The 21,428-nt window shown below is 45.4% G+C and carries 19 protein-coding genes and 3 pseudogenes; 16 read left to right on the top strand and 6 right to left on the bottom strand.

The window, feature by feature from the left end; translation table 11 throughout:
- The coding region (locus RIB93_RS32675) for a CARDB domain-containing protein (protein WP_446379515.1) at positions 1-2,977 on the top strand (2,977 nt) is incomplete at its 5' end.
- A 382-nt stretch (positions 2,978-3,359) separates the two neighbouring features.
- Here RIB93_RS32675 and RIB93_RS32670 read toward each other — a convergent pair.
- Positions 3,360-4,247, bottom strand: coding sequence for a hypothetical protein (locus tag RIB93_RS32670; protein ID WP_446379513.1), 888 nt, complete (start codon positions 4,245-4,247; stop codon positions 3,360-3,362).
- Positions 4,248-4,417: 170 nt separating this feature from the next.
- Positions 4,418-4,927: a hypothetical protein gene (locus tag RIB93_RS32665; RefSeq protein ID WP_446379511.1), complete on the bottom strand. Its 510-nt coding sequence runs from the start codon at positions 4,925-4,927 to the stop codon at positions 4,418-4,420.
- Positions 4,928-5,106: 179 nt separating this feature from the next.
- On the opposite strand from RIB93_RS32665, the gene RIB93_RS32660 reads away from it, so the two are divergent.
- The 8 genes and pseudogenes from RIB93_RS32660 to RIB93_RS32625 all read left to right on the top strand — a co-directional run bounded on the left by RIB93_RS32660 (position 5,107) and on the right by RIB93_RS32625 (position 8,482).
- Complete coding sequence (locus tag RIB93_RS32660) at positions 5,107-5,319, top strand: hypothetical protein (protein ID WP_446379509.1); 213 nt, start codon at positions 5,107-5,109, stop codon at positions 5,317-5,319.
- 120 nt (positions 5,320-5,439) lie between these two features.
- Complete coding sequence (locus RIB93_RS32655; RefSeq protein ID WP_446379507.1) at positions 5,440-5,685, top strand: helix-turn-helix domain-containing protein; 246 nt, start codon at positions 5,440-5,442, stop codon at positions 5,683-5,685.
- A 56-nt stretch (positions 5,686-5,741) separates the two neighbouring features.
- Positions 5,742-5,963 (top strand): annotated as a pseudogene (locus RIB93_RS32650) (helix-turn-helix domain-containing protein); the annotation flags it as partial.
- Between the two features lie 24 nt (positions 5,964-5,987).
- The gene (locus RIB93_RS32645) at positions 5,988-6,227 is read left to right on the top strand and encodes a helix-turn-helix domain-containing protein (protein WP_446379519.1); all 240 of its coding nucleotides are present in this window, start codon (positions 5,988-5,990) and stop codon (positions 6,225-6,227) included.
- Positions 6,228-6,245: 18 nt separating this feature from the next.
- Positions 6,246-6,557 carry a nucleotidyltransferase family protein gene (locus tag RIB93_RS32640; RefSeq protein ID WP_446379505.1) on the top strand — a complete coding sequence of 104 codons (312 nt, stop codon included), beginning with the start codon at positions 6,246-6,248 and terminating at the stop codon, positions 6,555-6,557.
- Entirely contained in the window at positions 6,554-6,694 is a 141-nt protein-coding gene (locus RIB93_RS32635) for a hypothetical protein (RefSeq protein ID WP_446379503.1), read from the top strand. Before RIB93_RS32640 ends, RIB93_RS32635 begins: the two co-directional genes overlap by 4 nt.
- A gap of 259 nt (positions 6,695-6,953) precedes the next feature.
- Complete coding sequence (locus tag RIB93_RS32630; protein WP_446379501.1) at positions 6,954-7,970, top strand: AAA family ATPase; 1,017 nt, start codon at positions 6,954-6,956, stop codon at positions 7,968-7,970.
- Complete coding sequence (locus RIB93_RS32625; protein WP_446379499.1) at positions 7,967-8,482, top strand: hypothetical protein; 516 nt, start codon at positions 7,967-7,969, stop codon at positions 8,480-8,482. The genes RIB93_RS32630 and RIB93_RS32625 overlap by 4 nt, the downstream gene beginning before the upstream one ends.
- A gap of 36 nt (positions 8,483-8,518) precedes the next feature.
- Here the strand turns inward: RIB93_RS32625 and RIB93_RS32620 are convergent.
- Positions 8,519-8,647: pseudogene (locus RIB93_RS32620) on the bottom strand (class I SAM-dependent methyltransferase); the annotation flags it as partial.
- 525 nt (positions 8,648-9,172) lie between these two features.
- Between RIB93_RS32620 and RIB93_RS32615 the strand changes: the two are divergent.
- The 5 genes and pseudogenes from RIB93_RS32615 to RIB93_RS32595 all read left to right on the top strand — a co-directional run.
- Positions 9,173-10,873, top strand: coding sequence for an ABC-F family ATP-binding cassette domain-containing protein (locus RIB93_RS32615; RefSeq protein ID WP_446379497.1), 1,701 nt, complete (start codon positions 9,173-9,175; stop codon positions 10,871-10,873).
- 346 nt (positions 10,874-11,219) lie between these two features.
- Complete coding sequence (gene gpmI / locus RIB93_RS32610; RefSeq protein WP_446379495.1) at positions 11,220-12,818, top strand: 2,3-bisphosphoglycerate-independent phosphoglycerate mutase; 1,599 nt, start codon at positions 11,220-11,222, stop codon at positions 12,816-12,818.
- 62 nt (positions 12,819-12,880) lie between these two features.
- Entirely contained in the window at positions 12,881-13,111 is a 231-nt protein-coding gene (gene secG, locus RIB93_RS32605; RefSeq protein ID WP_044209019.1) for a preprotein translocase subunit SecG, read from the top strand.
- A gap of 39 nt (positions 13,112-13,150) precedes the next feature.
- A complete protein-coding gene (locus RIB93_RS32600; protein ID WP_446379493.1) occupies positions 13,151-13,990 on the top strand; it encodes a matrixin family metalloprotease in 840 nt (279 codons plus the stop codon).
- Between the two features lie 109 nt (positions 13,991-14,099).
- Positions 14,100-14,255: pseudogene (locus RIB93_RS32595) on the top strand (RNA-guided endonuclease InsQ/TnpB family protein); the annotation flags it as partial.
- Here RIB93_RS32595 and RIB93_RS32590 read toward each other — a convergent pair.
- Both RIB93_RS32590 and RIB93_RS32585 read right to left on the bottom strand, forming a co-directional pair.
- Complete coding sequence (locus RIB93_RS32590; protein ID WP_446379491.1) at positions 14,245-16,503, bottom strand: transglycosylase domain-containing protein; 2,259 nt, start codon at positions 16,501-16,503, stop codon at positions 14,245-14,247. The pseudogene RIB93_RS32595 and the gene RIB93_RS32590 sit on opposite strands and share 11 nt — an antisense overlap.
- Positions 16,504-16,841: 338 nt before the next feature.
- The gene (locus RIB93_RS32585; RefSeq protein WP_446379517.1) at positions 16,842-18,170 is read right to left on the bottom strand and encodes a ribulose bisphosphate carboxylase small subunit; all 1,329 of its coding nucleotides are present in this window, start codon (positions 18,168-18,170) and stop codon (positions 16,842-16,844) included.
- A 166-nt stretch (positions 18,171-18,336) separates the two neighbouring features.
- Between RIB93_RS32585 and RIB93_RS32580 the strand changes: the two genes are divergently transcribed.
- Entirely contained in the window at positions 18,337-19,164 is an 828-nt protein-coding gene (locus RIB93_RS32580; RefSeq protein ID WP_446379489.1) for an ABC transporter permease, read from the top strand.
- Positions 19,165-19,195: 31 nt separating this feature from the next.
- Entirely contained in the window at positions 19,196-19,774 is a 579-nt protein-coding gene (locus RIB93_RS32575; protein WP_446379487.1) for a hypothetical protein, read from the top strand.
- Between the two features lie 201 nt (positions 19,775-19,975).
- On the opposite strand, the gene RIB93_RS32570 is transcribed toward RIB93_RS32575, so the two are convergent.
- Positions 19,976-21,106 (bottom strand): CO2 hydration protein, encoded by a 1,131-nt coding sequence (locus RIB93_RS32570; RefSeq protein ID WP_446379485.1) that lies wholly within the window; start codon positions 21,104-21,106, stop codon positions 19,976-19,978.
- Between the last annotated feature and the right edge of the window lie 322 nt (positions 21,107-21,428).

The raw sequence follows: 21,428 nt of genomic DNA, 5'->3' as shown, positions 1-21,428 counted from the left end.
CGGGTCAGATTTTGATATCACTCCACAATCCCTCGATGCAGGTGATAGTTTTGACATTGATTTTGACATTACTAACACGGGGAGTAGCGCGGGTGCTTTTGATGTTTCCTTCTACCTTTCCAGTAATAACTACATCAGCACCACGGATCATTTGTTATATAGTGGCACGATTAATGGGTTAGCCGGGAACAGCACAAGTTCTTTTACCACCAGCTTAAACTTGCCCGGAGTGAATCATTCCTTCTGGGATTTATATGGGGATGATACCTATTACATCGGAATGAAGGTTGATTCTGGCTCAGATGTTACGGAAGCCAATGAAACCAATAACTCAAATGTTGGCTTTTTATTCGATTACGATGATGTAGTCATCAATAATACCCAATTAGCTGATTTGTCAGGGCTATATTTTGATGTCGCTCCCGAACCCCTGGATGCAGGTGATAGTTTCGATATTGATTTTGACATTACCAATACAGGTAGTAGCGCGGGTGCGTTTGATGTGTCTTTCTATCTTTCCAGTAATAACACAATTAGCACCACGGATCATTTATTAGGTAGTGCCACGATTAATGGGTTAGCTGGGAACAGTACAGGTTCCTTTATCACTAGCTTAAACTTGCCTGGAGTGAATCATTCCTTCTGGAATGGGGATGGCACTTATTACATCGGGATGCGGGTTGATTCTGGAGCAGATGTTACGGAAGTCAATGAAACCAATAACTCAAATGTTGGTTTTTTGTTCGATTACGATGATGTGGTAATCAATAATACTCAATTAGCTGACTTATCCGGGTTTGATTTTGATGTCACTCCACAAGCCCTCGATGCCGGTGATAGTTTTGACATTGATTTTGACATTACCAACACGGGGAGTAGCGCTGGTGCTTTTGATGTTTCCTTCTACCTTTCCAGTAATAACACGATCAGCACCATGGATCATCTGTTAGGCAGTACCACGATTAATGGTTTAGCGGGGAACAGCACGGGTTCCTTTCTCACTAGCTTAAACTTACCCAGTGTTAATGATTCCTTCTGGGATTTATATGGAGATGATACCTATTACATCGGTATGCGGGTTGATTCTGGAGCAGATGTTACGGAAGTCAATGAAACCAATAACTCAAATGTCGGCTTTTTATTCGATTACGATGATGTGGTAATCAACAATACTCAATTAGCTGACTTGTCCGGGTTTGATTTTGATGTTACTCCAGAACCCCTGGATGCTGGTGATAGTTTTGACATTGATTTTGACATTACCAACACCGGGAGTAGCGCTGGTGCTTTTGATGTGTCTTTCTACCTTTCCAGTAATAACACGATCAGCACCATGGATCATCTGTTAAGTAGTACCACGATTAATGGTTTAGCGGGGAACAGCACGGGTTCCTTTATCACCAGCTTAAACTTGCCCAGTGTTAATGATTCCTTCTGGGATTTATATGGAGATGATACCTATTACATCGGGATGCGGGTTGATTCTGGAGCAGATGTTACGGAAGTCAATGAAACCAATAATTCTAATGTTGGCTTTTTATTCGATTACGATGATGTAGTCATCAATAATACCCAGATGGCAAACTTGTCTGGACTGAATTTCAATGTCACCCCAGAACCCCTCAATGCTGGTGATAGTTTCGACATTGACTTGACGATTGAAAATAGTGGTGCAGCAGCGGCTGGTGTATTTGATGTCTCCTTATATTTGTCCAGTGATAGTAATATTAGCAACTCAGATTTACTGCTGGATACAATCAGTTTTACCGGCTTAGCAGCCAATAGCAGTGGTACATTTACGAGCAACTTTATTCTCCCTGAAGCGAATGATGCGTTCTGGAGTGGAGATGGCACCTACCATATCGGCATGATGATTGATTCTGGTGATGATATCACGGAAACAATTGAAACGGATAATGCCAATGTTGGCTTGATGTTGGATACAGATAATGTGGTCATCAATAACACCCAACTGGCGGATTTAGTTGGCGTAGACTTCAACTTAGTGCAGGAACCCTTAGCCGCTGGTGATAACTTCGATGTCAATTTTGAAGTGCAAAACACGGAAATGTTTGCCGCCGGAGCGTTTGATGTTTCTTTCTACGTTTCTACCGATAATACTATCGATACGGCGGATCAATTCCTCGGTAGTGCGACAATTAATGGTTTAGCGGGTAACAGTATTGGTGCTTATACCACGGGGTTAACTTTGCCAGGAATTAATGATTCTACCTGGAATGGTGATGGAATTTACTACATTGGCATGATCATTGATCAAGACGGAACACTTCCTGAAACTGATGAAACCAATAATTCCAATAATGGTCTATTTGTGGATTATGACAATGTGCTAATTTCCGATACTGAACTCATTGGTACCGATGACGATGATACCTTGTTTGGCACTCCCGGTGATGACATTCTCTCTGGCTTGCGCGATGATGATGATTTAGTAGGCGGTGGCGGTGATGATACCTTGTTTGGCGATCGCGGCGATGATAACCTGTTTGGTGAAGCCGGAAATGATATGCTATTTGGCGATCGCGGCGATGACTATCTCTTCGGCGGTACAGGGAATGATATGCTATTTGGCGATCGCGGCGATGATCTGTTAATCGGCGTTGAACTCAATCTGGCAAATCCTGGTTTAGGGGAAGTGGATAGTCTTATCGGTGGCTTTGGTGCGGATGTGTTCCAACTTGGAGATGTATTCAGCGCTTATTATGATGATGCTGACGGGACAACCGATGGTTCTACCGATTACGCCCTAATTACTGATTTTGATATCAATCAAGATATCATCGAACTTCATGGCAGTGCAGCTGACTATCAACTCGCCACTGTTTCCCCCAGTTTACCATCAGGAATTGGCGTTTTCCTTCAGTCTTCTACACCATCCGGTCAAGATGAATTAATTGGTATTGTACAAGGTGAAAGCAGTCTGAGTTTGAATGATAGTTACTTTAGTTTTGTGTAACGACGATTGCTATAAAAGCAATTGCCATCAGAGTGGATAACCTCTCTCCAAACCTCTCTCCTGCAAGGAGAGAGGCTTTGAATTCTACCCCGTGCAACTGTGTAGCAGTAGATACATCGAGCGCGGACTTTCGGCACCATTGTAGTGGACTGACACAGCTAAAATTGTGGAATAGATTTATCGTTAAACCGGGCGCACGCCATGCGCCCCTACAATTCTAATCTACCATTTTAGCTGTGCCACGCCAGTAGAGACGTTCCATGCAACGTCTCTACATAAATGATGTGACAAGAAAGCTATGGCGGTTGCTATAAAAAGCCGAAACGCCCTATTTTTCGTTTTCGCCGTCTATTTATTCTAGATTGAACGGGGAATTGTTCTATCAAATTTCAGCCGATGCTCGTTCGATTAAACGACGGGCGACGGTTTGAGTGCCAGTATGTTCGTAATAATTCGTTGACGTGTCTAAAAATGCAGCCAGATAATCCAACTTATCATCGGCAATTTCCACAAATCCTTGCAAATTATTAACCACCTTTTGGGGCGTCAACCCTTTCGCGGCGACGACACCACCCATCCAACCTTTAACCGCATCGAAGCTTTCCCCAATGAAGTTCAGCTTTCCTTCAGAACTATCTCCCGGAATCAATCCGCTGATTTGTTGAAAGGTGGAATTTTGCTCTAAGCGGGAGGGACTTAATCCAGAAAGCGTCGATTGCGCGGCTTGAATGAAATCAGGACCTAGAGGAATCAACCCATCAATACATATCAGTCCAGCCATCCGGATCATTGACTCACCGCTATAGTCCGCTAAAGCATTGACAAAATCTCCAATACTGTCTCCAGGAATGCCGTTAATTTGACAAAATGCCACCAATTCTGCCACAACTTTTAAACACAAATCGATAGTTTGTGCCGTATCCGCTTTGGGCGTAAGTCGATTTAAAAAGCCCAGAAACGAAACTCGTTCACCGATTTTATTGGCTAAAGCGGCTGCACCGAGAGCAAAATCCGCACTATCAACAGACTGGAAAAGCCAAATTGCCCGTTGATAGCCTTGGGACTTATCGTTATAGAGCCAAAGAGCGCGTTCACTAATATCCTGAATTAATGCCGGATCATCTTCCCCTGTAACTTCCCGCACAGTATTTTCAAAGCCGACTATATTTTGCCAATCACCAGGAGCAACAAAGTCTAAGGCTTTCAAGACGGAAACGGTTAGTCCACCTTGAGGTAAATTATCAACTAATTCAATAATAGATTTACTCATGTAAAGTCTCCTATAAATCGTTTCAATGATACCTTTAATTTGTTCCCAATGACAAAGGACAAATCATAGAGAACTAACCTTTCTGTGTAATCAGTGTAACTAAGCTTTCATCCCCTACCCGCATCTGGACAATAAATCTGTGAAATCAGTGTTTTGACATAAGACCAATTTTATTTGAGTTGGGATAATCCTTGCAGGTCAAACTTTGCCAGCCAAGCCTCGCGATCGCTAGGGGTAAAAGACTCGTCACGGGATTGGACTTTGACTTGGAAGCGATCGCTAACTAGAATCGCGGTTTGTGTCTTCCCCCGTTCTACCGCAGGATATCCGGCAATTGTTTTAGAACTATCCTGGAATTTCTTCGCTGCACTGGGGTTATTGGCTAAATCATTAATCGATAGCACCGCCACATCCTTACCATCCTGTTTCAACTTGGCTTCGGCAAATCCAGTTTTCTCTTGGGCAAATATTCGCTTATAGTCACCGCTGGCGTTGGGGAAGAATTTATTAAATTGCCCCCCAGCTAAAGGTTCACCTGTGGGAACCTGAGTGGGTTGCTGAGTGCTAGTTTGAGGCGCTTCGGTTGAGGGTGGGGGAGCGGTGGATGGTGCGGCACAAGCCGTTACCAGTAAAAATAGGGAGAGTGATAAAGCGGTGAGTATTTTACCGATTCTGAACATTAGGGTTAGCGTTCTCCGAAGTGTGTGCCGAGATTTTCTTATTTTGCCATAGCGATCGCACAAATATGTGTGCCGTTGTTGCCAGAGGGCTTCGAGTCGAGAAAAGCCTTCTTGGAGTATATCTAGGACTTACGCATAGTCTCTATCTGTAGGGTGTGTTAGCGTAGCGTAACGCACCATTGCCTAATAAAGTAACTGCCCAATCCTTCAATATGTACCCAGAGGACGTTATACCACTTTTCCCAGTTGAGGATACGCTTTGGATTAATTTTCAGGTATTTGGCGATTTGTTGGAGGGTGATGATGAAGGTTTGGGGGTTCTAATGGTGGATTGGCAGGGAGAGTGGTTTGCGGGTTGGGGGTTGGGTTGGGAAGAAACTCTTGTGTCATAGGGATTTAACTGCTTTTCAAGTTGACGGCATTGTTGACAAAGTGCAACACTTTTTATTTTATCTTGATGTCGAACTTTGTCAACATTTACGTGGTTGTAAGCCTTTGACACAATCAAGGGCATGGGAAAAGCAGGCACAGTGTTAAAGCAGGTGTTAGATACCTATCGCATTAGCCAAAATAAGTTGGCGGTGGCGATGGGTATTGGACGTTCCAGTATCAACCGTTGGGTTAATGAAAATCGAGATCCATCCGGTGATGCTATCCTCCAAATTAGAAAAGGATTGAATAAGATTAGTCCGGCGGCAGCTGAGGAGTTTATTAGGTTGTATCTGGATGAGTCAGATGAGGGTGAGGAATCGTTGTAGGGAACGGGCTTTGTCAACCATTTATCCGGTTGTCAGCCTTTGACAGAATCTCAGGCATGGGAAAAGCAGGCAAAGCACTCAAACAGGTTTTGAAACGTTATGGCATTACCCAAAATCGGTTAGCCGTGGTAATGCAAGTGGGGCGTTCTAATGTTCACCGCTGGGTTTATGAGGTGGCAGATCCCGTCGGCGATGCCATCCTAGAAATTAGGAAGGGACTGAATACGATTAATCCGGCAGCAGCCGAGGAGTTTATTGGCTTGTATTTAGATGAGTCATTTGCCTCTGGCACGATAGAAACCATGCGAAAGGCAGGAAAATCTTTAAGACAGGTGTTGGAAGCCTACGGCATTAGCCAAAATAAGTTGGCGATAGCCATGGGTATTGGGCGATCAACAATTCACCATTGGGTCAATGAAAGTCGAGATCCAGGAGGTGATGCCATTCTCGAAATTAGAAAAGGACTGAATACGATTAATCCAACAGCAGCCGAGGAGTTTATTAGGTTGTATCTGGATGAGTCAGATGAGAATGAGAATTAGTTGATTAAGAGTAGCGGCATGACTAGCAAAACAGGATTAGGCATTAAAGATTTGTTAAACGATCAGCGTTTGCAAATTCTGGCTATTGCTCAAAAGCATGGAGCCTACAACGTGCGGGTGTTTGGTTCGGTGGCGCGTGGAGAAGCAACGGAAGACAGTGATATTGATTTTTTGGTTGACTATGATTTAGAGAAAATCACCCCCTGGTTTCCCGGAGGACTATTAATTGATTTGGAACAGCTACTCAATCGCAAAGTGGATATCGCTACGGTGGATATGTTGAAGGAACGCAGTCGCGATCGCATTTTGCATGAGGCTGTGATGCTATGAGGCGAGAAGCGGAACGGCTGCAAGATATTTTAGATGCAATTGCGGCAATTGAACGATATGCTGGTCAGGGTAGACAGGCGTTTGACGAACAAGAACTGATTCAGGTTTGGGTGGTTCATCATCTTCAGATTAGATGATACAGAAGTTTACGCTAATTACTCATCTACGTAAAAAAATAAATTCAAAAGCAGAAGAGTTTATTCTGCTATATCTGGATGACTCCGATGAGACTGAGGAACAGTCATAGAGGAGAAGAGTGCGATCGCGCAGCGTTCCCCCAGGGAAATCGCGTCAGTTCAATCAACCTATTCAGATTATCATAAAGAGAGCATAGCTAATCCACTCTGGCTGTTGTCGAATGTAAGTTACCGTGCAGAAAGTCGAGAGAAATAACCCATGCTAAACAGCCTTAAACTCAAAAATTTTGGTCCGATAGACCAGCTTAAGTGCGAACAGTTAGGCAATATTAACTTAATTATTGGTGAAAATAGCACAGGTAAAACAATATTGCTCAAGGCTCTTTACACTGCCATGCGAACCTTGGAAACCTATAAACGGGGCAATGAACCGCGCAGCGCTGAAGAAATACTGGCAGACAAACTTTATTGGACATTCGAGACGGAGAAAATCGGCGAACTCGTAAGCAAAGACGTGGATGAACCTTTATCATTCCAGATTAACGTTGATAATCTAAAATTCGTTTATACTTTCGGCAGAAATACAACCCGAACTATTCAGAACTTAAACAATCATGTTACACCCCGCGACAGTAACTCAATTTTTTTACCCGCCAAAGAAGTTCTTTCTCTGCACTCAATCATTTTAGAAACTCGTGAACTAGACCAAACCTTTGGCTTTGATGATACCTACCTCGACCTAGCCCGCGCCTTGCGTCACTCTCCTAAAGGTGGCAAAAATTATAGAGAATTTGCTGAATCGCGAAGAAACCTAAAAGATATCTTAGACGGCAAAATTGAGTATGACGAAAGTTCAGGAATTTGGCACTTTAAGAAAGGCAATCAAACGTTCTCTATTGGAGTTACAGCAGAAGGCATCAAGAAAATTTCGATTCTCGATACTTTACTCGGAAACCGCTATCTTGATCCGCAATCCGTCATTTTTATTGATGAACCAGAAGCCGCGCTGCATCCAAACGCGATTTCAAAATTATTGGACATCATCGCTCTGTTAGCGAAGTGCGGAATCCAGTTTTTCATGGCAAGTCACTCTTACTTTGTGATCAAAAAATTATTTATCATCGCTCAACAACAAAAGGAAATCTCAATCAAAATAATTTCAACTAATCCTGAACAGTGGACTATTGCCGATCTAAAAGATGGTTTGCCGAGTAATCCTATTATTGATGAATCTATCCAACTTTACAAAGAAGAAGTGGGGCTGGCTTTTCAATGACCACTCAATCGATTATTGAATCTGGAATGACGTTCGGACCCTATCCAGAAGGACATGGCTTCCATATTGAGAAAAGTCAAACCTACCAAGATATCCAGGAGGGCGTTAAGATAGCAGAGCTTTTGTTGCTACATCCTCCCAATTCACCAAAGGTATGGATTATTGAAGCAAAATCTAGCTCACCTCGTCCTGAAACCCAACCCGGGTTTGACGATTTTATCGAAGACATCCGAGAGAAATTGACGAACGGGCTGAATCTCTGTATGGCAACTTGCTTAAAACGCCATACAACATGGACAGAATTACCTTCTCTCTTTCAGACACTCGATTTAGAAACAATTGATTTTCGCTTACTCTTAGTGATCAATGGACATAAAGAAGAATGGCTTCCACCATTACAGGACGCCCTTAAAAAAGCACTAAAATCGACGGTAAAAACTTGGCATTTATCGGCAAATTCTGTGATCGTGCTAAATCACACATTAGCTCAACAACAAGGATTAATTAGCTAAGGGTTAAATACCAATTAATGCAGTGAATAGAAATAACAATCCACTTCCACAACCTAAATCCACCACTAAGCCTTCCCGTATTTGGTGTTGAGCGAGGATTGCCAATATACCAGGCGCAGATTTAAGGGCGTAATCCCGGAAACCGACATCGTGGATATATGCCAAATCTTCTTTTTATCCCTTTTCTATACCCTCTTACCGCTAACCCCGCTACACCCTCTAGATTATCGGTTCACTATGACAAAGGGCGGGTTTTGTTGAAAGGTTATTGGTAGATATCCTAATTAAACGGCTAAACCCGCCCCGACAAAACGATACCCAACCCTCTTTTGTATGACCAAGGGCGGGTTTTGTTGATAGATTATCGGTAGATATCCTAATTAAACGGCTAAACCCGCCCCGACAAAACGATACCCAACCCTCTTTTTTATAGACCAAGGGCGGGTTTTGTTGAAAGGTTATCGGTAAATATCCTAAATTAAACGGCTAAACCCGCCCCTACAGATGTCTTTCGGGTTGCACGAACTGACGTTCTCGATTAGGGTAGGGATTTCATTGCCAATTAAATCAGAACCGCTAAATCGATCCATTAATTTTTGTTACGATAAACACGGATGGAGAGTCAGCGGCGCACCTAAAACGTCTGATCGCTCGATCTCCCTGCTGTAATCTGCTTGAGACAATACACCCATGCTGAGACTAGAACACATTAGTAAAATTTATCCCACTGGCGAAGTTCTCAAGGATGTCAACTGGGAAGTCAAACCAGGCGATCGCATTGGCTTAGTGGGCGTTAATGGTGCGGGTAAATCCACCCAACTCAAGATTATTGCGGGAGAGATAGAACCCACGGCTGGAGAAGTCATCCGCCCTACCAGTCTACACATCGCTTACCTCACCCAAGAATTTGAAGTTGATCCCAGTCGCACGGTACGCGAAGAGTTTTGGACGGTATTTACACAAGCCAACCAAGTACAGCATAATCTGGCGCAGGTGCAACGGGACATGGAAACCGCTGATCCCGATGAACTCGATCGCCTGATCCACAAGTTGGATAAATTGCAGCGTCAGTTTGAAGCCCTGGATGGGTATAGCCTGGAAGCGCAAATCGAGAAGATCTTGCCAGAAATGGGATTTGCCCCCGAAGACGGCGATCGCTTAGTTAGTGCGTTCAGTGGCGGTTGGCAAATGCGGATGAGTTTGGGCAAAATCCTGCTGCAAAGCCCTGACATATTACTGTTAGATGAACCAACAAACCATATCGATTTAGAAACCATCGAATGGTTAGAAAATTACCTGAAAGGCTTAAAAACCCCGATGGTAATTGTATCCCATGACCGGGAATTCCTGGATCGCCTCTGTACCCAGATTGTGGAAACTGAACGCGGTGTCTCTACCACCTACCTGGGCAATTATTCAGCTTACTTGCAGCAAAAAGCTGAAATGCAAGAATCCCAACTCAGCTCCTATGAGCGTCAACAAAAAGAACTGGAAAAGCAGCAAGCCTTTGTTGAACGGTTCCGCGCTAGTGCCACCCGCAGCACCCAAGCAAAAAGCCGCGAGAAACAGTTAGAAAAAGTTGAGCGCATTGAAGCACCAACAGGTAGCTTAAAAAGCTTACATTTCCGCTTTCCCCCAGCCCCTCGGAGTGGTCGCGAGGTGGTCAATATTAAGGAATTGGTGCATACCTACGACGAAAAGATTCTTTTCCTCGGTGCAGACTTGCTAGTTGAACGGGGTGATCGCATTGCTTTCTTGGGACCGAATGGATCAGGCAAATCCACGCTATTACACCTGATGATGGGGATGGAAAACGCCACGGAAGGGATTGTGGAACTGGGTAAGCATAATGTGATTCCCGGCTACTTTGAGCAAAATCAAGCCGAAGCACTAGAGTCAACTAAAACCGTCATGGAAACCATTCATGATGAAGTTCCAGATTGGAAAAATGAAGAAGTTCGCACCTTATTAGGACGGTTTCTTTTTAGTGGTGAAACGGCATTCAAAAAAGTCAAATCCCTGAGTGGGGGTGAAAAAGCGCGTCTGGCTTTGGCAAAAATGTTGCTGCGTCCCGCGAATTTACTCCTATTGGATGAGCCAACCAATCACCTAGATATTCCCGCCAAAGAAATGTTAGAGGAAGCCCTCCAGCATTATGACGGCACCGTGATTATTGTCTCCCACGACCGTTATTTTATTTCCCAAGTGGCGACTAAAATTGTGGAAATTCGTGATGGCGAGTTCCGCACTTATCTGGGGGATTATCACTACTATCTGGATAAAATTGCCGAAGAGAAAGAACAGGCACGATTAGCCGCGATCGCGGCTGAGAAAGCCGCCAAGAAAGCTGAAAAAGCTGCAAAGAAAAAAGCAGCCGCCAAACGTCGATAAAAAAGTTAGCCCTGAACTATAAAAAAGTTAGCCCTCAACTCAAGTTGGGGCTAAAAGCTTAAACCCGTTGAAACGGGTTCACAGAATTCTGACTTTTCACGGTATGTAGTGCCTCTGTAGGGGCGGGTTTCACCACTATCTTTTCGGTTGCAACCCGATGAAACTAAACCCGCCCCGACTCAGGTTTTTAGACTTCCCGTGAAAAGTCAGTCAATAGACCTAAGAATCCGCTAAATTCTCCGGCAAAATGGCTAAAAAGTCAAAAGAAAGGCAAAAATTAGCCATCAAATCAAGAAACTAATGATATCATAGCGGTGAAATTAGTGTAGGAATAAAGAGCGATACTATGATGCAAGCACCTGTATCTCCTGTGGTGCTAGTCATCTTGGACGGCTGGGGCTACCGCAAGGCAAGGGATGGAAATGCCATTGCCATTGCTAAAACCCCTGTGATGGATAGCCTGTTGACGGCTTATCCCAGTACAACCATTCGGACATCTGGCAAGGACGTTGGTCTACCAGAGGGTCAAATGGGTAACTCGGAAGTGGGTCACCTGAATATCGGTGCTGGGCGTGTCGTCCCCCAAGAACTAGTTCGCATATCAGATGCTGTGGAAGATGGTTCGATCAGGGAGAATGCAGCCCTGCAAAAATTGAGCCAAGAACTGAAACATCAAGGGGGGAAGTTACACCTAATCGGCTTATGTTCGGACGGTGGTGTGCATTCCCACATCAACCATCTGCTGGGATTACTCGATTTTGCTAAATCCCAAGGCTTCTCTGATGTTTGTGTTCACGCCCTTATGGATGGTCGTGATACCAACCCCAACTCCGGGATCAGCTATCTTCAGACCATTCAAGAGCATATTGACAAAATTGGCATTGGACGCATTGCCACCATTAGTGGTCGCTACTATGCCATGGATCGCGATCATCGCTGGGATCGCACCCAAAAAGCTTACGATATGATCACCCAGGATGGAAATGGGGATGGTCGGAGTGCGGTTGAGGTGATGCAAGCCTCTTATCAGGCGGAGATTACTGACGAGTTTATTCTGCCGACTCGGATTACCTCGGGTGCATTGGAACCGGGGGATGGAATAATCTTCTTTAACTTCCGTCCCGATCGCGCCCGACAATTGACCCAAGCTTTGACAGATCCTGAATTTGACGGATTTGAACGGGAACTGATTAAACCTCTAGCCTTTGCCACGTTTACCCAGTATGATCCCAGTTTCCCGGTTTTGGTGGCATTTGAGCCGCAGAACTTGAATAATATTCTCGGTGAAGTCGTTTCCCGGAATGGGTTGCGCCAATTCCGCACCGCTGAAACCGAAAAGTACGCCCACGTCACCTACTTTTTTAATGGCGGTTTAGAATTACCCTTTGAAGGCGAGGATCGGGAACTGATTCCGAGTCCGATGGTGGCAACTTATGATCGCGCCCCAGCGATGTCCGCCGTCGATGTGACGGATGTGGCGGTAAAGGCGATTAGCAAAATGATGTACTCCTTGGTGGTAATTAACTACGCCAATCCGGATATGGTGGGACATACGGGAAATACAGACGCCTGTGTGCAAGCCATTGAAACGGTGGATCACTGCTTGGGACAGTTGATTGAGAACATCAACAAAGTGGGCGGAACCGCGATCATTATCGCCGATCACGGGAATGCGGAATACATGCGCGATGAACAAGGTAATGCTTGGACAGCGCACACAACCAATCCTGTACCCTTTATTCTGATAGAAGGGGAAAAAGTCAAAATCCCTGGACATGGCACGGACGTTGCTCTGCGGAGTGATGGACGGCTGGCGGATATTGCACCGACGATTCTAGACCTCTTAAACCTGCCACAACCCGAAGACATGACGGGACGTTCTATGATTAAACCTGTGGAGTTTGATGTGCGGAAGAATCGGACGCCAGTACGAGTTGCCTTGTAGTCTTTGGTCTTGGACGAAAACAGAAGACCACATTGCCATTGACAAATAAGCCATAATCAAGTATGACCAGTCAAGTTCTGCAAATTATTTGGGCAGCATCTGCTCTCGGTTTGATTGTTTTAGTGTTGCTTCATAGTCCCAAAGGGGATGGTATTGGTGGGATTGGTGGTCAAGCCCAACTGTTTACCAGCGCCAAAAGTGCCGAAACCGCCCTCAATCGGGTGACTTGGGTGCTTGCCATTATCTTTATCGGTTTGACCATTGTTCTCAGTGCTGGGTGGTTGAATCAGTGATATCTTCCCCCACTGAATCGAACAAGCAACGAATTTGGGATGATACAAATTACCACTCCCAAGCTGAGGCGTTTCCTCCATAGCACCAGGAAACGTCTCTTGTGGATCGCGATCGCGATCTTGACCAGTGGGTTAATTCTATTACTATCGATATCTTGGCATGTCCCTGGGATTCCGTTCTCTCTCCCAACTCCTCAACCTCACCCCCTCCCCCAAACATTGGCGCAGTGGGATGATCAGACGGGTGTAGGTGATTATTTTGCTGAAATAAAATTAACCCCGGTGGAATATCTGGTTTGGTCCGAGTTTCCGGTTCAGGTTTATATTGAACAACCCAGAGAATCAGCAGAATCCTCGGCTAGTGCGAAACGATTCCACGATTGGTATAATGCTGTGTTACAAGCCGTAGAGGAATGGACAGTCTACTTGCCGTTACAAGTGATTTCTGAGGCAGAATCAGCAGATATTACAATAGTGCGATCGCGCCCTCCTTTGCAAGCCTCGTTTAACCGCGAAACCCAACGATTTGAGAACATTCGCGCCCGTACCGCAGAAACTCGCTACGAATTTTATCTGCGTCCGGGAGTTCAGGAATCACAGGATATTTTAGCGCACAAGTTTACCATCTACCTTAGTCCCCACCAAACTGTAGACTATACCCTAGCCACGGCTCGTCATGAATTCGGACATGCTTTGGGGATTTGGGGTCATTCTCCGGTGGAAACCGATACGATGTACTATTCCCAAGTTCGCCATCCCCCGGAAATCTCGGTGCGGGATATCAACACGCTGAAACGGATTTACCAGCAGCCCACTCGCTTAGGATGGGCGGTGATACCAAATCCGCCATTAAAAACCCCTTTTTACCACGGCGATTAAAATCGCGGCTACACAAACACAGTCCGCCTACGCGGACTATATTATTAAGTCCTAATACCGTAGGGTGGGCATTGCCCACCAGCCTTAAGTCAGTTCCATTCCACCCCACTTCAACGGAGCCAATAATATTGCACTTGTGGGGCTGTCTATAAACCAGCCTGGAGGCACGGGGTTATCGTGCAAGCTAAACCGAACTCCCAGATATGTTCAGCTTAGCTTGTTCGATGACTTCAGGGCTACTGAAAACCCAGACCTCAGCCGTTAGGCAGGTCTGGGTAGTTTATATCCCGCATATAACGACCCCACAATTGTGCGGCTTGGGCGCTGCTTCCCCGCGTGGGTGAGTTGTCATCATTGCCTAACCAAATCCCGGTGACTAACTCCCGACTGGGTATAAAGCCAATAAACCACAAATCAACATACCGATCCGTAGTTCCGGTTTTCCCCGCTTCTCCAAATCCGATCGCGGCGGAACCGCCTGTGCCATTGGTCACAACCCCCCGCAACATTGTGGTCATTGTCTGGGCAACCGCCGGGGCTACCGCTTGAACCCCCCCTTCCCCATTTTCCTCAAACTCGTAGATCACCCGACAGGTTTTCGGATCATTCTCATCAACACAATCTCCACTATCGAGAATCCGTTGAATTCCATGGGGACGATTCCACACTCCATTATTGGCGATCGCGCTATAAGACCCGGTAATCTCTAACACATTCACTTCACTTTGTCCAATTGCCAATCGGGGAACCGGATCAAGCTTTGAGCGAATCCCTAATCGTCGCGCCGTTTCTACCACATTATTTAATCCCGCATCCGTCGCTACCCGCACCGCAATCACATTTTCCGATAGCGCCAACCCCGTGTACATATTAACTGTGCCCCCGGAACGTTCGCACCCGCGCAAACCAAAGGCTGGGGCGCAGGAGTAGGTTTTTCCCGGTGGAATTCCTTGGGCTAAGGCGGCGGCGTAATCAAACAGTTTAAACGTTGAACCCGGTTGTCGCTGGGCTTGAGTTGCCCGATTAAACTGACTTGCTTGGTAATCAACACCTCCCACCATCGCCCGAATCGAGCTATCGGTGGTATTTAGGGTGACTATCGCCCCTTGAGAAAAGCGTAATTGGCTTCCCGTGGTATTGACAAAATTACGTAGTTCTGATTGCGCCTTCGCCTGAGTCTGCAAATCGAGACTGGTTTCGACAATAAAGTTTCCTTCTTGCGCCAACTCCGCACCCAGCAGATCCCGCAGTTCCTCAAACACGTAATTATAGAAATAGGGAGCTTTGGTGCTATTCAGAAATTCCCGAGCTTTCGGACTCACCTCAATGCGCGATCGCCTGGCTCGTTTGGCTTCCTCATCACTAATCATCCCCATTGCCCGCATCCGGTTAATCACCCGATTTCGCAACCCCAACGCGGTATCATAATCCTGCACTGGATTGTAACTATTCGGTGCTGGCAAAATTGCCACCAGAGTGGCGGCTTCGGAAAGGGTTAACTCCTGTGCCGATTTATCAAAATAAAATTGGGCAGCATCTTCAAACCCATAAGCTTCTACCCCTAGATAGATGCGGTTTAAATATGTCCTTAAAATCTCATCTTTACTGTAAAATGTCTCCAGTTTGAGTGCCACAATCGCTTCCCGAAGTTTACGGGCAGCACTATTATCTCGCCCGACATATTCGGTAAACAAACTGCGAGCCACCTGTTGACTAATCGTACTTGCCCCTTCTTTAATTCCACCCCCCCGAATATTCCGGACTAATGCCCGCAAAATTCCATAGGGATCGACACCAAAATGCCAATAATAGCGACTATCTTCCGAAGCAACTAAGGCTTTGGGGAGATAGGGGGAAAAATCCGATAACCGTTTCAGTTCTCGGTGAACCTCAGTACGCGGTTGGCGCAAAGGAACCTGGTCACGAGAATAGACGACAACGGGTCCTTGAACCCCAACGGGTAGGGGGCGCACCGGGACTTTCAACCATTCAATGCCAATAATTAAGGCAATTAATGCCGTTAATCCACCCACCCCATAGAGGCTGTAACGAATACCGAGAATATACCAAGGCGGCGGATCAACATATTGCAGCTTAACTGAGGCGGCTAATTCTGGTGGACCGATGGTGAGAATATCGCCATGACGCAAAGCTAAGGATGGCAGGCGGCGTTTACCTCGATAAATACCATTGGTGGAATTTTCATCTTTAATAATAAACGTTCTGCCCGATCGCCCATAGCGTTCCAAGGACAAATGAACCTGACTCACCACTGGGTTTCGCACCACAATATCGCAGGATTTAGAACTGCGTCCCAGCAAATAGCGATCGCCTAATAGGGGGTAGACTTCCGCCTTATCCGCACCCGCATCTTGCACCCACAGTTCTGGAACTTTGGCATTCGGCTTCAGCGCTAGGGCTTCAAAGTTAACTCTAGCTTGAATCGTCTGAACTGCCTGAGTCAACTGACCCAGAATCGTTTTCGGCGGTTGGGGAGGTTTGGGAGAATTCATATCCTAGTGGATGGTATTAAATCGGGTATCTTTTTCCTGGTGCGAGCGTTCATGGTTCATTGTTCGTGGTTCATCGCGTTGTTCGGGAGAGTTAAACCTATCTATCGGTTGCCTGAGAACTTCTACATTACAATTTAGCGTGTCTGAGGAAGGATGGAGTGGGGGAAGCAGGGGAAGCAGGGGAAGCAGGGGTTGTCGAGACTCCTCTGATGAAACGTCTGTTGTAGGGGCGGGTTTTACCACTAACGTTTCGTTTTCACCCTGATATAACTAAACCCGCCCTGACCTAACCGTTCAATTATCACAAATGACGAATGACGAATGACGAATGACCAATCCTAACGCGGTCGCTGAATAATCGTTTCTAGAATTCGCCGCTTGGCTTTGGGGTCAATGCCAATTAATCGCACGTATTCGTTATTATGCTCCGCAAGGCGTTCGGCTAACGTCAAAATCACCTCTGATGCTTCATTTCCTTGAAATGTGCCGCCGCTTTTCCAGGCATTGGTGCGAAAACGCCGCTCATTGGCATACTCTAAACTGAGACGATAGCCTTGGGCTAAGAGTTCGCGGATCTGCTGCTGGATATCTAAATCTATGGACGCGATCAGTTCTAACGGCTGATGTGTCTTAAGGTTAATTCTATTCTCAGTAGTGACTTGATTAACTGATCCTTGATTAAGGGTATGGGGTTCTTTGGCTAAACCGTTTCCCTGTCTCCGTGTCTGAGGGGTATATTGACCTGTGATTTGTCGTGCTGGCGGTAACTCAATCGCAGGACTTTCGCGCAGTGCCTTATTATATTCTCGAACTAATCCCGTCTGTTCAACTTGTCTTTGTTCGCCAATCATCACCTGACTGAATTCGATTAAGTGAGATATATCAAAATTCGGCTTTTCAAATTCCGGCGGTGCTTCGGTACTGCGAACGACGCGAAAGGAAACTTGATCGAGTCCGACATCATGGATAAAGTGGAGAATCTGTTGATCATAAATCCGCGATCGCAAAGCGCTAAAAAAGTCAATGGCTTGATCGGGAAACTGATCCACCAGTTGTTCGATGTCTCGTCGTGGTAGTCCATCTGCGGCGAAAATCCCGCCAACAATACCAATGCGTTCCTCTCGACTGGGTTCCCAGTAATATTTTTCCATACGACCTTCTCGAATTAACGGCGCATAGAGGGTGGAGAAGTCGTTCCCGGTGACAATAATCGGGACGCGATGCAGGGGATTGGCGTCATAACTCCCAGGGAGTTGCACATCGGTGGGATGATCGGCAATATTCATTAATGTGGCGCTGACGAGTTGAGTATTGACCGTGTATTGAGTCGTGCTGTCAAAACGTCCAACCCCTGCATCCAAGTCATTAATCATTAAAGCGCACATTTTCCCCTGCACCTTAATCATTTCGGCGGCTTCTCGATAACGCAAGCGAATCAGACGCGCCGGATCACCTGCATCCGGACTTTCCAGTTCACCACCAGAGATATGGATGATACCAATTCCCATTTGTTCAAAGACTAACTCGCATTGGAAGGATTTGCCTTCTCCTTTGCGTCCATGAATACCCAGAATCAGAGGAACCCGGACACCCTCTAATTCTAGATAGTTTTTGGTAATGTGAACCGCCAGTTTATCCCGGAAGCTGGGCGCGATGTAGTAGGTCATAAATTGAGAGGTCATTGTGCTCGGTAGTCTTTGATATTACCGAATTTTGAGGGTTAGGGGTGATCAAAGGCGGGTAAGTAGGAGGCTTCCCCCTCCCCCACACCATCAGCCAGATGCCCAGAATTATGAAGTAATATTAAGAAGAGATGTTAATCCTATCGATATTGTGAAGTCTAATCTCGTATTCCCCTTCAGCAAAACTCTCAAAGGCAGTCAATGGCAAACCATCATCGCCGATAGTCTCACCGTATTCTGGGGCGAGTGGTTAAAGCTGCGGGTGAGAATCCTGCAAGTCGCGGCGGCTGGACTAATCTCCCCAGTGATTTACATTATCGCATTTGGGTTGGGATTAGGTAGCGCCCTTAATTCAGCAATGGAAACGGCGGCGGGTGACAGCTATTTGGAATTTATCCTACCGGGGATGATTGCCCTATCCTCGATGACGATTAGCTTCAGTGGGACAACCTTTTCGATATGCGGTGAACGGCTTTACACCAAAACCTTTGCTGAAACACTACTGATGCCCGTACACCCGTTAGCGCTGTATTTGGGTAAAATTCTAGCCGGAATCGTGCGCGGGTTGATGACATCCGGTTCGGTGATTGTGGTAGCGGTTCTGTTTACAGGTAAAGTTTTCAGCTTTATCAATCCCTTATTTTTGCTAGTGTTACTGCTAAATTGCGCCGTATTTTCTGGTTTAGGGGTACTGGTGGGATTGAATGTCAAGTCCTTGGAATCCGTGGGGCTGTACAACAATTTTTTGATTGTACCGATGTCGTTTTTGGGCGCAACTTTCTTTGATCCGAGAACATTACCCTTGGCATTAAAAGTTATCGTCTACTTGTTACCCCTCAGCTATGCCAGTAACGGACTCCGGGCGGCTGCCTATTTACCTCTATCCCAGTTTCCCTGGTATTCTATACCAGTGTTATTAGCCTTCGCGATCGCACTATCCTTTGTTGGTGCTTATAAATTTGCCCATCAGCAGGATTAAGTCTGAATTTGAATTCCCTATTCCCTAAAAAATGACAAATGACTTCATCACGTTAGAACTGCGCTGGTTCAATCGCGGTAATTTACCTAAACCGGTGAATGATTGGTTTACTACAGATTGTCCAGGCGAGACATTAGGATCGCCAGAAACCCGGGAGGATACTTATCTTTATATCCCCGATTGTCCGTATCTGAATATTAAATTTCGGCAAGGCAGTTTAGAGATTAAATGGCGTAAGGCAGAATTGGGTATCCGACAATTTAGTCGTCACTGGGAAGGCGGGATTGAACAATGGATTAAGTGGAGTTGTCAAGACTCAACCTCCGAGAGTCTCATGCCCAAAGGCGGCTTGACACAAGGATCATGGGTATCGGTGAACAAAGCGCGATCGCAACGTTTTTACCAAGAGATTACCTATGAATTAACCCAGTTTACAGTTAACAATGAAAATTGGTGGACAATTGCGTTTGAGGCACTTGTTGAAGTTGACACTATGAATTTGGAGGAATTTGAGCAGGGTGTTAGCGAAATAGGTTCGACGTATCAGGGATTACCATTACAAAATAACCAGTCTTGTGCCTATCCTAGTTGGCTTAATCTGATCGTTTAAGTGGGTGAACACAATTAAAGTTAACGGTTGAGATTAGGGAACAGGGAACAGGGAACACCTCGACTTCGCTCGGTGTCTCACAGGGAATAGTAATGGTTTGAAGCTTGTTTACATGACTTGTAGTGCGTTAAGCGAAGCCATGCCGCAGGCTTTGCATCTTGCTCGCTACTAATACCCAATTTAAATGCATGACAGCTTAACTCACTGATTAACATCATTGATCCGCGATGTGACAAATCGATCCATCCAATGTTCCAAATACGCCCGATTGTCCGCTTGTTGTTCCGGTTCCGTCGTATCCAACGGATGAGGCGCTAATCCCAAAATTGCCGCCGTTGTTACACAAAACATCGACTTCTGAAACGTTTGGCAAATCTGCACTCGCAAATCATCCTCACCCCGACGCGATCGCTGATAAACTTGATGCAGATAATCCGGTAAATAATGACGCATATCCTGCATCAATAATGTTGGCGGAATCCCCGATCCCCCAATCGGTAATGGATCGGCATATAATGCCCCATAAGTAAACTTACCTTGTTCTGGCGGAATTTGATTGGCTTGGGCGTTATAGGAAACCGTCCCCAAAAACGGTGTTCCCCGAAAGAAAATCGCTTCGACATAGGGTACCGCTGTATCCATGAGAAAGGTTAACCCAGCAGATTTAGGAAGTATCTCATACTCGCGATCGCGAATTTTCACGCTATACGCAATCGGTTTATTCGCCGCCGCAACTAATCCATTTAAAATATGTTCCACAACTTGGGGAATCCTTTTAATTTCCCCCTTGTCATAGCGACTGGATAACTCCATAAAAATATCACTCATTACCCGCCAGAATTGACCCAAGCCACTGTAATATGCCATCTGACGCACTTGTTCGGTGAGAAAATTGGGAAATAACCAGTTTAATCCTTGGACAAACGGATTTCCCTTAAACTTTGCCTGAATCGCGGCGGCACAGTGTTGTTCAAATTCTGGCGTATCTAGATAAGCATCTAATCCTCCACCCCCATGCCAAAACATCGATTTCATACAGTATTCGGCATATTCAAAATTAATCCGATTATGCGACCAGTGTTGTATTAGCTTCTGGATAGAAACCTCCCCGTTGAAGTATTTAAAGAAGGGAAAAAAGACTAAAAACTGATTCTCAGCAATGTAAATTAGATTGCGGGAATAGGCATCTAGGACAATGCCATAACTATGTAAAATCCCCACAACCTCTAACACATTCTCAGGTGAATCCACTAGCAACGCTTCACCTGAGTTCAGGCTTTTAATGTAAGGTTCTAGGGGATGATTTTTAGATGTTTTTTGACTAATGACCATGGCAATTAGTTCTGAATTTTTTAGTTGTGATATCGAATCCTGTTGACTGCACACAAATACGAGTATGTCAGAATGAGGGTTTCAGCCATTTTTCGTGAAGTTGTTTAACCGAATTTGATATGACCATTCACTTCAGAAAGAGGGCATGGCGCGTGAGTGTGTAGGGGCGGGTAATGAAACTTTTTGGCTCTCTTAGACTGGTTATGGCAAATTAGCAATTTAAATGAGCTTAAACCCTTAAGTAGCAAAGGCTCTAACAGAATCAAAAGCCTGTTTTATTAGAATTGCTTTTTTTAATCTCCATGATTCTTGCGTAGCAAGG

This window comes from Coleofasciculus sp. D1-CHI-01, from assembly GCF_040218875.1.
In the GTDB taxonomy this organism is placed as follows: Bacteria; Cyanobacteriota; Cyanobacteriia; order Cyanobacteriales; family Coleofasciculaceae; genus Coleofasciculus.
The sequence above is the reverse complement of the archived record's forward strand: the minus strand, read 5'-3'. Positions and strand labels throughout refer to the sequence as shown.